10 protein-coding genes and 1 pseudogene are annotated in these 13,020 nt (G+C 71.5%); 2 read left to right on the forward strand and 9 right to left on the reverse strand.

Going from position 1 to position 13,020, the window contains the following annotated elements; all coding sequences use genetic code 11:
• Positions 1–38 precede the first annotated feature (38 nt).
• The 8 genes and pseudogenes from ACGF3C_RS28205 to ACGF3C_RS28240 form a co-directional block, all read right to left on the reverse strand.
• Positions 39–251, reverse strand: coding sequence for a hypothetical protein (locus tag ACGF3C_RS28205; RefSeq protein WP_393226654.1), 213 nt, complete (start codon positions 249–251; stop codon positions 39–41).
• On the reverse strand, positions 215–1,483 hold the full coding sequence (locus tag ACGF3C_RS28210; RefSeq protein WP_393226656.1) for a PspA/IM30 family protein: 1,269 nt from the start codon (positions 1,481–1,483) through the stop codon (positions 215–217). Before ACGF3C_RS28210 ends, ACGF3C_RS28205 begins: the two co-directional genes overlap by 37 nt.
• Before the next feature lie 102 nt (positions 1,484–1,585).
• Positions 1,586–2,095, reverse strand: a complete 510-nt coding sequence (locus ACGF3C_RS28215; RefSeq protein ID WP_393226657.1) for a restriction endonuclease — start codon at positions 2,093–2,095, stop codon at positions 1,586–1,588.
• Between the two features lie 315 nt (positions 2,096–2,410).
• Entirely contained in the window at positions 2,411–5,500 is a 3,090-nt protein-coding gene (locus ACGF3C_RS28220; protein ID WP_393226659.1) for an NACHT domain-containing protein, read from the reverse strand.
• Positions 5,501–5,570: 70 nt separating this feature from the next.
• Positions 5,571–6,143, reverse strand: a complete 573-nt coding sequence (locus ACGF3C_RS28225) for a hypothetical protein (RefSeq protein ID WP_393226661.1) — start codon at positions 6,141–6,143, stop codon at positions 5,571–5,573.
• A gap of 92 nt (positions 6,144–6,235) precedes the next feature.
• Positions 6,236–6,844, reverse strand: coding sequence for a hypothetical protein (locus ACGF3C_RS28230; RefSeq protein ID WP_393226663.1), 609 nt, complete (start codon positions 6,842–6,844; stop codon positions 6,236–6,238).
• A 90-nt stretch (positions 6,845–6,934) separates the two neighbouring features.
• A complete protein-coding gene (locus ACGF3C_RS28235; RefSeq protein WP_393226665.1) occupies positions 6,935–8,560 on the reverse strand; it encodes an ABC transporter permease in 1,626 nt (541 codons plus the stop codon).
• A gap of 125 nt (positions 8,561–8,685) precedes the next feature.
• Positions 8,686–9,600 (reverse strand): annotated as a pseudogene (locus tag ACGF3C_RS28240) (ATP-binding cassette domain-containing protein); the annotation flags it as partial.
• Positions 9,601–9,709: 109 nt separating this feature from the next.
• Here ACGF3C_RS28240 and ACGF3C_RS28245 point away from each other — a divergent pair.
• Positions 9,710–10,615: a TetR family transcriptional regulator gene (locus tag ACGF3C_RS28245; RefSeq protein WP_393226667.1), complete on the forward strand. Its 906-nt coding sequence runs from the start codon at positions 9,710–9,712 to the stop codon at positions 10,613–10,615.
• Positions 10,616–10,659: 44 nt separating this feature from the next.
• On the opposite strand, the gene ACGF3C_RS28250 is transcribed toward ACGF3C_RS28245, so the two are convergent.
• A complete protein-coding gene (locus ACGF3C_RS28250) occupies positions 10,660–12,438 on the reverse strand; it encodes an ABC transporter ATP-binding protein (protein WP_393226701.1) in 1,779 nt (592 codons plus the stop codon).
• Positions 12,439–12,535: 97 nt separating this feature from the next.
• On the opposite strand from ACGF3C_RS28250, the gene ACGF3C_RS28255 reads away from it, so the two are divergent.
• Positions 12,536–12,967, forward strand: coding sequence for a MarR family winged helix-turn-helix transcriptional regulator (locus ACGF3C_RS28255; RefSeq protein WP_393226669.1), 432 nt, complete (start codon positions 12,536–12,538; stop codon positions 12,965–12,967).
• The last annotated feature ends 53 nt before the right edge of the window (positions 12,968–13,020 follow it).

Raw genomic sequence — 13,020 nt, forward strand, 5'->3', positions numbered from 1 at the left:
GGGTCGCCCGCTGGCCGGGCCTGCGGGACACCGACCGATCAGTCCGTCTGGTCGTCGTGATCGACATTCGTCACGCGTCCGTGGTTTCCGAAGATGTTGCCCCGGCCGGACACCTCTCCGATGTTGGTGATGTTGTTGATGATCCGCTGCTTTCCGGCGGCTATCTCCGACGTGTCGATGCCCTTGTCCGTCAGGAACGCGACCAGACAGTCAATCACTCCTCGCTGCATCCGCAACAGACCGTCGCGCACGTCCGCGACTTCGAAATAGCTCTCGATGCTCGTGGTGGCCGCGAGTTCCCGGGCGCTGAAGGGCGCGCCGTAGTCGTAGCGTCGCCCCTCCTGGAGCGCCTCGTAGTGATGCCGTGTCCGTTCCTCGTGCGCCTCGGCCAGGTCGATGCCCCGGTCCGAGCGCAGGACAGCTGGGCAAGGTAGGTGCGCCACGCCGCGAGAGCGAGGGCCCAGGTGGTCGAACGCCCGTGAAGCGGGCTCAGATCCTCTCCGAACAGGCCGTAGAACCCGGTGGCGGGCGCGGAGTCGCGACGGACGGGCGGCAGCACCAAGGCGGCGAACTCGCAGGACAGAATGCCCTGGTCGAGGGTGTAGCGGGCGAAGAGGGTGACGACGATCTGGCCGCCGACGAGGCTCTTCGCGAGACACACGTACGTCCTGGCCTGCTCGCCCGGCGCGTCGCTGCCCAGATCAACCCAGGAGGTGTCCAACCGGGAAGGCGGGCGCATCTCGTCGGGATGGAACAATCCCTCACAATCCGGCAGCACGTCCCCCCGCACGTAGATCCGCTTGGTGACCTCGATGTCGCTCAGCCCGAGCCGTGACCGAGCGAGCCGGATCAGATCGTCGTGCAGGTCTCCGACGGAGAAGGTCGCAGGTGTGCGCGTACCGTCTCGATTCTTCTCTCGACTGCGGCTGACGTCGATGGGTGGCAGGGCCCAGCGGCCGATCTCGGTGCCGCTGCCGACGAACGGGCTGTCCGCGGCAACGTCGAAGACAATCATGTTGGCGTCCTGCAGGGCGGCCAGCTCGTCCTCCAGTTCGGACTCGGCCTCTGGCGCCTGGGCGGCCAGATCCTTCTCCTCCGCCAGGGTGCCGATCGCCGCCGCGCGGGTCTCCTGAAGGCTGAGGAAGGTGGTCCGCCACCCGACCCCGCACGCCACGGCGATGAGAGGCAGCGTGAGCAGCGCTGTCACCAGCCCGTCACGCCAGAGGAGGAGGATGCCCAGCCCGACCAGACCGAGTAACGCATAACGTGTCATCGCGACCGCGTCGTACAGCTTCCGCCAATGGGTGTCGGCCGCCTGGGCGTGGCGCACCAGCGCAACTGCGTCCACCCCGAAAGGGGGACACCATGCCTTTGGGTTGTCGAGGCTGTAAAGCAGCAACACCTGCGCCGCCAACGGCGGACGCAGATGCATGGCGCAGCATATCTGCCGGCTGGCCAGGTCTTTCGGCACCGAGGGCAGCATCGACCCTCCGCCGACACGGCCGCTGAGTGGGTCGGCAACGTCTTTCGCACTGACACTTCTGGGAATTGACGGTGCCATGTCGAGACAGTAATTCCCGCACTGTCAATTCGCTGTCCTTGATCTTTCAGTGCCGCACTGCAGCGGAGGTTTCCCCGTCCAGGCCCACATCTGCAATGCGTGCCGGTCGATGAGGTTGATGTTCAGCTGCCGGGCCATCGGGATGCCGTCGCCGGCGGTGAAGAAGCTGTTCGTCACGAGCAGGCAGATCTCGCCGCCATGGATCACCCGGCAGGTGCCGGCGAACCGCTGGATCGCGGCACTGCCCACCCGGTTGCCGGGGCTCTGCCGCTTGCACTGCGCCACGACCCGTCGGCCGTCGGGAGCGATCGCCATAACGTCGGCTCCGCGGTCGCCGGAGCCGCCGCACACCGTCACATTGCCAAAGCCGGACGTGACCAGGAGCCGTGCGAACCACTGCTCGAACTCGGGTCCGCTCATCGTGTCGGTCACCGCGATCAGCCTGTCCCGCTGGGCCTGGTCGGCCCGCTCGCGGGCACGCTGCTTAGAAACGACGAGGGCCACCGCGGTCGCCCCCGCAACGATGAGGCTCATCAGGAGAGCGGACCAGTATGGGTGCCGCTGTACGAAGTCGATGACCATGCGGAGAAGCACGAAGCCGACAACGGTGCAGAGCACCAGAACCCAGCCGTTGGCCGACCTGCCACCGCCAGCCGTGCGGCGGACCGTCGATCTACGCCGAACGCTGCCGCTGCGCCGCCTTCGGTAGTGCGCCCGCACCCGCGCGCCACCTTTCCTGGTGTGTGACCTGACATACGGCACGACGCACCTCCCCGGTCGAGGGAGCTTCAGTGTCGGGGCAGCGTCCGACAAACCGCGTACACGATCGCCATGAATGTCAGGTACCCGTCAGCCGTCGTGCCACATGGGGGCGCTGCGGTTGACGGTCTGCACGACGATTGCCGGCTCGGCGAGGACGGCGACCAGCCGTCGGGACGCCGCGACCGCGAGTGGTCCCAACGTCTGGTGCTCGATCACGGCGTGGCACAGCTGAAGTCCGAGCTCGGCCAGCTCGCGTCGGCCCAGCTCGATCCGCCGAGGGTGATCTCGCCGCCTGGCCAGCACCGCCCGGATGCGGCGGCGCAGTTCAGCCTGTTCGTCGGTGGTGCGTCGCATAACCTCGACCTGCCAGCGCCATGTCTCGGCGAGAAGCAGCAGGTCGACCCGGTCGGGCGGTTGATCGGCGAGGAGCAGTTCCTGATGGCAGATGGCCAGGGCCGTGGCGGGTTCACCGTCGTCGACGAGCAGGCCGGCGAGCAGGCCGGCGCCGATGGGTGCTGGTTCCCCGACATCCTGGCTGGCCGCCGTACGCAACGTATCCAGGCGGGTGCGCGCGGCTTCGACGTCTCCGCCGACGTACTGCAGGACGGCCAGGAACTCCTGCATTCCGGGAGCGGCCGGGCGGTCCGCGGAAGCAGACTCCGGCGTGCCGGCGGTGGCCGCCCGGCTCAGCTCCTCGGCCGCGACGATCAGCTGAGCCACCGGTGCGTGGTTCGCGATCAGCCGGGCGAGCCACTGCCGCTGCACCGCCAACGGCGTCGGCTCGGTGGGTGGTGGGATGAGCGCCAGCAGGTTCGTCAGCCGGGTCCATTCTCCCGCAGCCGCGCCGGCCAGCAGCGCCCGGCGCAGCGCCGCCACGGTGAGGTCGTCGGCGTGCCCGATGCTCGCGGCCCGTGTCTGCGTGACGTCGGCGAAGACGCCAAGCGCCTCCGGCCAGTAGCCGGCCCGGGCCAGCTCGACACCGAACTCCTCGCGCAGCCGGCTGCCCCGTCGGGCGCTCACCGACCCGCCGGCGAGTCGGCTCTGCAGGCGGCCGTGCCGGAACCGGTAGGCCCCCGCGCCGTCGCGCAGCAGGCCGACGGTCTCGGCGTACGCCAGGAAGGCGAGCAGTCGGTGCGGCGTACGGCCGCGGACGGCGAGGGTGGCACGGGTGAGGGCGAAGCGCAGCCACGCCCCACCTCCGCGCCGGTGCAGCCACCAGCCCAGCCCCAGCCCCACCCCGGCCCAGACCAGCGCCGGCAGCGGCGGTACGGCGGGTAGCACCCCGGTGAGACGCAGCGCCACGATGACGAGGAGCAGCCGCAGGATGCCGGTGGCGGCGCTGGCCAGCGCGGATGCGACGCTGGCGGCGCGGTCGGCCTCCAGGGTATCGACCACGCTGGTCGCCCCGAGTTCGGCGGCGGGCGCGGCGACGTCCACCCGCAGTCCGGCCATGACCAGGCCGTACGCCCAACCCAACAGACCGACAACGACGGCGGCCCGGACCGGGTCGGGCCACGGCGGCAGCCCCGGCACGCGGTCCAGCAGCGCAACCAGTTGCGGGGTGGGCGCGTAGGCCGTAAGGAAGGTGAACACGAGCAGCGCCGTGCCAGCCCCGACGAACAGCGCGCCGGGCAGCCCGACGCGCAACGCCCGGAGCCCGCCGGCGAACGCCACCCGGCGCGGTCGTTCTCGACCGGCCCGACCTGAGCCGCGGACCAGCGCCACGACGGAGGCCAGCAGGAAGGCCGTCATCGCCAGGGCACCCGTTTGGTGGACCAGATCGTCGAGGAGACTCCGGGTCGGCGGGTGGGTGACCAGCTCCGCCGTCGCCGTGAGGGCGTCCGCGGAGAGGGTCAGCGTCAGCCAAACCGCCACCGCGGTACGCGCCCCCGCGACGAGCGCCCAGAACGGGCCGGGCTGCGCGTTCGCCAACTGCCACCAGCGGAACTCCCGGACGTCGAGCGACTCCAGGTGCGCGGCGAGGAAGGCCAGGTAGCGCCGGGCGGTCTCGGGTTCCCAGCGCCGCAGCCCCTGGGAACCGCGGCGGGAGCGCAGCGCCGCGTCCACCGCCCTGGTCAGCAGATCGTCCTCGACGGAACGCCTGCCCCGTTCGAGAGCCAGAGGCACGAGGTCCCGAGGGTCGGTGCCCGGCTGGTCGAAGGCGCTGCGGGCCATCGCCACCATCAGTGGGGTGGAGAGCGCGGCGGTCAGCTGCGGGGCGTCGCCGAGTGTGGTGGCGACGGCGGTCCAGTTGCCGACCTGATGCAGCGGGGCCGCGTCCACCAGGTAGTCGGCGACCTCGGCGGGCGCCGGTGGTTCGAGCATGACCACGGCGGTGCCGCGCAGCTTCTCCCCCTGGCTCAGGTAGCGCTCGTAGACCAAGGTCCGACAGGTGAGGACGAAACGCTGGGTCGCCAGTGCGTTGAGCTCGTCGAGGCAGGCGATCAACCGGTCCTCGGGCACCTCGTCCAGTCCGTCGAGGACGGGCACCACCAGGTCGGTCTCGATGAGGTCGCGCAGCACGGCGTCGCGGCGCGGGTGACCGGCCGCGAGCTGTGGGTAGCGCCGAGCGATCCGGTCGACCAGCCAGTCGTGGAAGCCTTCCCGGTCGGGATCCCAGGAGTCCGCCGGGACCAACGCCGGTACCGGGGTGTCCGGCTCGCGGTGCACGGGCAACTCCCGAGCCATCCGCAGCGCGAGGATCGACTTGCCGGAGCCGGCCGGCCCCAACAGCAGCAGCCGCCCGGAGGGTACGCGCCGGTAGCAGCTCCACAGTGATCCGTCGCCACCGGCGAGGTCCACCGGGACGGCGGCGCTGGATCGGCCGATGGCCCGCCAGGAGGGGAGGAACCGGTCGGGAGCGGTGTGCCACCGCACCGGCAGCGGGTACGGCTCGTCGACGGTTCGCAACAACGCCTCGTCGGTCGGGTCGCGTCGGATCAGTTCCACGAGTTCGTCGGCGGCGGCGCGCCGGTGGGCGGCGACCTCGGCGAGGCCCGCCGTTCCGGTGCGGAAGAGCTGATCCAGCAGGACGTAGACGGCGATGACCCCGGCGACGACGCCCCAGGTCCAGTTGACCTTCTCGAAGTCGTACCGCAGCCATACCCACGCCGTGCCGCCCGCCGCCAGGGCGGCCACGACGCCCAGCGATCCCAACTTCCACCCGCGACGCCGCACCGCACGATTGTGGTCGACCCGCGCCAGCCAGGACACCCCGCCCGCAGGCGGGCCCCCGGCACCACCGCACTCAGTTGGCGGGCACCTCCGGCGTCGCGGCGGACCTGTCGACGAACGCCTGCCGCAGCGTCGCGGACTGCTCCACCGACCCCCCGCGCACCCCGAGACTGCGCCGGGCCGCCCGGTAGTACCCGTCGCGGGCCTCGTCGACGCGGGTCAGCATCCCCGCCACGTCCGATGGCGGCTCGACGATCCCACGAGCGAGCCGTTCTACCTGCCAGATCGCGTCCCGCCAGTTGGCGGCGGCCGCAACGGTCGGCTCGTCGCCGAGCATCAACAGGTTCTCCCAGACGATGGTGCGCCGGGCGTCCGCCTCAGCCAACCGGACCAGCCCCTGCTCGCGGTCGATGGGGTGACTCCGCGAACCCGGCCGGTGGTCGGCCGTGAGTCGCAGCGCCACGGCATGACTCTCCTTGAGGGCGTGCGCGTAGTCGACGTACGCGTCGAGCCGCCGCTCGTCCCAGCGGACGCTCTGACTGCGACGCCATCGGGCGCGGTCGGCGAGGGAGGTGGCGAGGATCGTGCCCACGGTGCCAACCAGGACACCGAGGAGCGCCGGAAGCTGCGTCAGAAGGTCGCTCACGCGCTAGAGGCTGCCAGCCCAGGGCAACCCCGGGCAGAGGTGGGCGGCACTGGTGCCCGAGCGGCAGGAGCGGTCGGGCCGTCCATACCGGGTCACCGCCAGAGCACGTACCCGAGCACCAACTCGCGCGGTTCCTCGACCGAAACGGTCTTCACCGTGATCGCGCCGGTGTGCCCTTCGTTCGTCCGCACGCACCACCACCTACCGAGTGAATCGGCATCGATGTCGAGGTCGCCGAGCCGCTTCGTGGTGAGAGCTTCGACGCAGGTCTCCTTGCGCGGGTCACTGCCGCTCGTGCTGAAGTACGTACCCATGAAGGTGCTCTTCAGCACGAATGCCCGTCCGCCGGGCATGACCATGAAGTCCTGCCCTGGCACACCAAAGCCGACGATGCCGCTCTCCAGGTCGGCGCTCGTGATGCTCGAAATCGTGAACAGGCCCTGACTCGACGCTCCGTCCACGCTCGGTGCGATCGGCACCTTCCCGGCTGAGGTGCGGGAAGGCGAGCCGGCTGGTGGAGGGTTGGCACCTGCGCCGGGGCCGGTTGCATTCTGCGACGGCGCCGCCGTTCCGGTGTCGCCGATGACACCGACGACGTGCAGTGCCCCGATGAGCGCCCCGATCGCCGTGATGACGGCCGCGACGCCGGTCAGCAGGCCCCCAATGGTGTTCCACCAGCTCGCCCGCCCGGACTCCGTCACGGGTCCACTGTAGGCATCGATCGCCTCAGCCGAGACCCTGCGCGATTGGTCCGGACCACTCGCGCAGGAGGCACCATTCAGGGCAACAGGTCAGGACGGGACGTCGCGGTGGCGGAAGGCGGCCACGCCGAGCGCCAGCAGGGCCGCGGCCACCGCCGCCAGCACCACCAGGGGAAGCACCGCCGGGTCGACGGCGGGCACGGCCGGCACATGGGTGTACGGCGAGACGTTGAGCGCGGCCTGCGGCAGCTCCAGCACCGCGCCGAGCTGCCCGAGGAGCAGGAAGACCAGTAGCGCCGTCCAGGACAGCACCACCGACCAGCGGGGCAGCAGCCCGAAGATCGCGGTCACCACCCCGGCGATCACGAGCAGGGCGGGCAGGCGCAGCAGCGCGGCACCGCCCAGCTCGACGGCCTGGCCGAGCGGGTCTCCGGTGACGATGCCGTAGCCGAGGCCGGTGGTAACGCCGGCGAGGAGCAGCAGGGCGACCGCGCCGAGCGTCGCGGCGAGCACCTGGGTGCCGAGCCAGCGGGTTCGGCTGACCGCCGTGGCGAGGGCGGCCTCCAGCACCCCGTCGGCTTCGTCGCCGCGTACGCGCAGCAGGGCCTGAACGACGTACGCGCCGATGGTCATGGCGAAGAGGTTGAGCATCGCGGCCAGGTACGCGTTGATCAGGTTCGCTCCGCCACCCATCGCGTTGATCGCTTCGGCGGCGGCCGGATTCGCGTCGATCATGTCGTTGAACTCGTCGGCGGCGACGCCCATGGAGAGGCCGAGCACGGCCACCCCGACCGCCCAGCCGAGCAGCGTGCCGCGCTGCGTCCGCCAGGCCAACCCGGTGGGGCTGAGCAGCCGTGGCGCGCCGGTGGCCGGGCCGCGTCGGGGGGCGATCAGCCCGGCGCCCTGGTCGCGTCGCTCGGCGAGGGCGTACGCCAGCGCCACCCCGGCGAGCAGCAGCGCGACAGGTAGGGCGAGCACCCACCAGCGTTCACCGTCGAAGGCTCGTCCCTGGTTGCCCCAGCCGAGTGGGGAGATCCACGACGGCCAGGCGCTGCGCACGCGGGTGCCGTCGGCGCTCTGTTCGCCGAGCACGTCGCCGGCGGCGCGCAGCACGAAGGACAGCCCGACGGTGGCGGCGGCGAGCGCGTTGGCGCCGCGTGAGGTGACGGAGAGCTGGGCGGTGACGGCGGCGATCGAGGTGAAGGCGACACCGACGCCACCGATCGCGGCCGCTGCCGCGACGGAGCCGGCGAGCGGCAGACCGGCGCCGACCAGGGCGACCGCGAGCAGCACGGCGGCCAGGGTGTTCGCCGCGACGATGATGAGCAGCGCGGCGGTGAGCGGCGCGTATCGTCCGACCACGTTGGCGCCGAGCAGTTCGGCGCGGCCGGTCTCCTCGTTCTGGCGGGTGTGCCGGGTCACCGCGAAGGTGCTCAGCAGCGCGACGATCAGAGCCAATGTCACGTACGTCTCGGCGACGACCACGGCACCGAGGTCGGTGCCGTGGATGGGGCCGTTGAAGGCGCGGGCGACCAGACTGGACGCCGAGGTGGTGGCGTAGCCCAGCCGGGCCTCCTGGTCCGGGTAGATGCCGGCGACGCTGCCGGCGAGGGCGTAGCCGAGCAGGGGCGTGCCGAGGATCCAGATGGCGAGGCGGATCCGGTCGCGGCGCAGCACGAGCCGGGCCAGCCGGGTCGTGCCGGTGAGGGCGCTCATCGGGCACCGCCCTGCGACGCGTCAGCCTGCACACCGGCGGCAGGTTCATCGGCCGACGCGGCGGCGCCGGGACCGTCGGCCGACCCAGCATCCGCACCGTAGCCATCGGCCGACGTGGCCCCGGCAGCAGGACCAGCGACCGACCCAGCAGCGGCGGCGGGGTCGTCGCCGTAGTGGCGGAGGAAGAGCTGCTCCAGGGTGGGTGGTGTGCTGGTCAGCGCGCGGACGCCGAAGCGGATGAGCTGGCCGAGCAGCTCGTCGAGGTGGGCGGGCTCGACCTCCAGGTGGGTGCGGCCGTCGACCTCGTGCACGTCGTGCACGCCGGGCAGCGCGTCCAGGCCGGTGACCGGGCGGGCGGTCTCGACGGTCACCGCCGTGCGGGTGAGGTGGCGCAGCTCGGTGAGGGTGCCGGATTCGACGGTTCGGCCTTCGCGGATGATGCTGACCCGGTCGCAGAGCGCCTCGACCTCGGCGAGCACGTGGCTGGAGAGCAGCACTGTGGCGCCGGCCTGCTTGACCCGCCGGACCTCGTCCTGGAACACCGCCTCCATGAGGGGGTCGAGGCCGGAGGTCGGCTCGTCGAGCACGTACAGCTCCACCGGTGAGGAGAAGGCGGCGACGATGGCGACCTTCTGCCGGTTGCCCTTTGAGTAGGTGCGGCAACGGCGGGTCGGGTCCAGGTCGAAGCGGTGCAGCAGTTCGTCGCGGCGGCGCCGGTCGAGGCCGCCGCGCAGTTGGCCGAGCAGGTCGATGGCTTCCCCGCCGGTGAGGTTGGGCCAGAGGTTGACGTCACCCGGCACGTACGCCAGTCGGCGGTGCAGGCGGACCGCGTCGCGCCACGGGTCGGCGCCGAGCACCTGGGCGTCGCCGGAGTCGCCACGGAGCAGCCCGAGCAGGATCCGGATGGTGGTGGACTTTCCGGAGCCGTTGGGCCCGAGGAAACCGTGCACCTCCCCCTGCTCGACCTGCAGGTCCAGCCCGTCGAGTGCCCGGATGGCGCCGAACGTCTTGACCAGGTTGCCGATCGAGATGACGGGCATGGCCCCTCCTGCCGTTGGTTACGTCGACCGCCACCACTGTACTGACCAACGGTCAGTCGAATCAACGGTGATGGTGCCCACCGGTCAGGGCGTCGCTAGGCTGGCTGGCATGACCGCCGATCCCGCGGACGACACCCGCACCCGGATCCTGCGCGCTGCGCTCGACCTGTTCGCCGAACACGGCTACCAGCGCACCTCGCTGCGCCAGATCGGCGAGCGGCTGCGGCTCACCAAGACCGCGATCCTGTACCACTTCCCGGCCAAGGAGCATCTGCTCGCCGCACTGGTCGAGCCGTTGGTGGCGGACCTGGAGGCGCTGCTCGACTCGGCTCAGACACAGCCCACCGAGCAGGCCCGGTGGACGGTGGTGGAGGGCTGGGTGGACATCATGCTCGCCCACCGCCGGCCGCTCGGCATGCTCTTCCACGACATCGCGCTGATCGGCCGGGGCGACACGTACCACCGGCTCATGGAGGTCGCGATGCGGGCCAACGACCTCATCGCCGGGCCGAACGCGGGCCGCCGCGAGCGGGTCTCCGCGGTGCAGGCGTTGGGCGCGTGCAGCGATCCGGTCGTCTTCTTCACCGACGTGTCCGACGAGGTGCTGCGCGCCGACATGCTCGACGGCGTACGCCGACTGCTGGCCCCACTGCCTGCGGACCCCGCGGCCGAGCCGCGCGCAGACGCCTGGGACGGGCCTCACGCAGACGCCGTAGCCAGGCCGCGCACGGTCTCCGCCGCCAGGACACACAGAGGTGCAGCCAGGCCACACGCAGGAGCCGCCGAGCCGCACTCGGACGCGGCCCTCGGGAGCGTGACCCCGGCGATGCCAGCGGGCGGGGCCGGCGGGGCGGCGAGCCGGCGTCGGCGTCCGGGGCGGCCGCCCGCGCTGGGCCGGGAGCAGGTCGAGGCGGCCCGACGGATGCACGCGGCGGGCACCCACTCGGTGGACGCCATCGCCGCCGAGCTGGGTGTCTCGCGGGCCACCGTCTACCGCCACCTGACCGTGCAATAACGAGACAGTTCCGAGACTGTTTCGAGACGGTTGTGATTCGGCGTTCAGGCCGCCAGCGTGGCGTAGCGACCGTTGCGGTCCAGCAGGTTGTCGTGAGTGCCGGCCTCGACGATCCGACCGTGGTCGAGCACCGCGATCTGGTCGGCGTCGCGCACGGTGGAGAGCCGGTGCGCGATGGTGATCGTGGTGCGCCCCTGGGCGAGCACGTCGAAGGCCCGCTGCACGGCGCGCTCGGTCTCGGTGTCCAACGCGCTGGTGGCCTCGTCGAGGACCAGGATGCGCGGGTCGCGCAGCAGCGTCCGGGCGATGGCCAGGCGCTGCTTCTCACCGCCGGAGAACCGGTGCCCACGTGAGCCGACCATGGTGTCGTACCCGTCGGGCAGCCCGGCGATCAGGTCGTGGATCTGGGCGGCGCGGGCGGCGTCCTCGATCTCGGTGTCGGTGGCCTCCGGGCGGGCGTAGCGCAGGTTCTCCCGGACTGTGGTGTGCAGCAGGTACGTCTCCTGGCTGACCACGCCGACGATCGCGGCCAGGTCGGCCAGGCGCAGGTCGCGCAGGTCGACGCCGTCGACGGTGATCCGGCCGGCGGTCGGGTCGTGCAGCCGGCTGACCAGCCCGGCGAGGGTGCTCTTGCCGGAGCCGGTCTCGCCGACCAGGGCGAGGCTGGTGCCGGCGGGCACGTCGAGGGTGATCCCGGCGAGGGCGGCGGTGTCGCTGCCCGGGTAGCCGAAGGTGACGTCCTCCAGGCGCAGGTGGCCGCGTACCCGGGCGGGGTCGAGGCGGACCGGCTCGATGGGGTCGGCCACGTCGACCGGTAGGTCCAGGTATTCGAAGATCCGGGCGAAGAGCGCCAGCGAGGCGGTGAGCGAGACACCCACGTTGAGCAGGCCCATCAACGGTCGGAACAGGCCACCCTGCAGGGCCGTGAAGGCGACCAGGGTGCCGATGCTCAGCGTGCCGGCGGTGCCGGGCAGCCCGGCGGCGAGGTAGATGACCGCCGGTACGGCGGCGAAGATGATGCTCATCGAGGCCATCCGCCAGCGGCCGGCCAGCTCACTGCGCAGCTCCAGGTCGACCAGTCGGGCCGAGGAGGCGGTGAACCGGTCGATCAGCGCCGGGCCGGTGCCGAGGGTCTTGGCCAGCTGTACGCCACTGATCGAAAGCCCTTCCTCCACTGTGACGTTGAGGTCGGCGAGTTCGCGTTGCCGTTGTGCGGTGATCTCGCGGCGCATCCGGGCGACCCGACGGGTCAGCCAGATGGCCGGCGGCAGCACCACGAGCGAGACCAGGGAAAGCTGCCAGGAGAGCGCGACCATGGCGACCGTGGTGGCGACCACGGTGGTGAGGTTGGCGGCGACGGCGGTGGCGGTGGAGGTGACCACCGACTGCATGCCGCCGATGTCGTTGGTGATCCGGGACTGCACCTCGCCGGTGCGGGTGCGGGTGAAGAAGCCCAGTGACTGGCGCTGGAGGTGGCTGAAGACGTCGGTGCGCAGCCGGTGCATGACCCGCTGGCCGACCTGGGTGGAGATCCAGGTCTGCACGACGCCGAGGGCGGAGGTCACCGCCGCGACGGCGACCATGCCGACGACCAGCCAGACCAGCAGCGTCACGTCGCCCTGCGGCAGGGCCCGGTCGATCACGGCCCGCAGCAGGAATGGGGTGGCCATCGCGATGATCGAGGAGACCACGATGATCGCGATGACGGCGGCCAGCGCGGGTCGGTGGGGGGTGAACAGGCGGCCGATGCGGCGCAGCGACACCTGACGGGCCTGCATCTTCTCTTCGGCGCTGGGGGTGCGGTGGCCGCGGTCGCGGCCCATCGGGGTGGGTTCCAAGGGGGCACTACCCTTCGTTGGCGATATTGCTGAGGTTACCTCATCATGAGGTAGCAACCACATCTCCTGCTACCGTATTCCGGTGACCGAGCACACCGTCGACAGCGCCGACGACGAGAGCCTGGCGGAGACGTTCTGGGCGGTGGCGTCCCGTCTGCGTCGGCAGACCCGGGACTCCCTGGTGCCCTGGGACGTCACCCCCAGCCAGTCCCGGGCCCTCGGCGTGCTGGCCCGACACGGCGAGGTACGCCCCGGCACCCTCGCCGAACACCTGCGCATCGCGCCCCGCTCGGCGACCGAGGTCGTCGACGACCTCCAGACCCGAGGGCTTGTCGAACGCCGGCCCGACCCGGCCGACCGCCGGGCGACCCTGGTCGCGCTCACCGAGGAGGGCGACCGGGTCAGCACCGCCATCCGGGCCGCGCGCCGGGCCGAGGCGGACCGCTTCTTCGGCCACCTCGACGACGCCGACCGCGCCGAACTGGCCCGCATCCTGCGCACCCTGCGTACCTGAGATCGGCGGGTTTGCCCGCCCCACACCCGGGTAGCCAGCGGCCCCGTTCGCAC

Source organism: Micromonospora sp. NPDC047762, assembly GCF_043204655.1.
Classification (GTDB): Bacteria; Actinomycetota; Actinomycetes; order Mycobacteriales; family Micromonosporaceae; genus Micromonospora.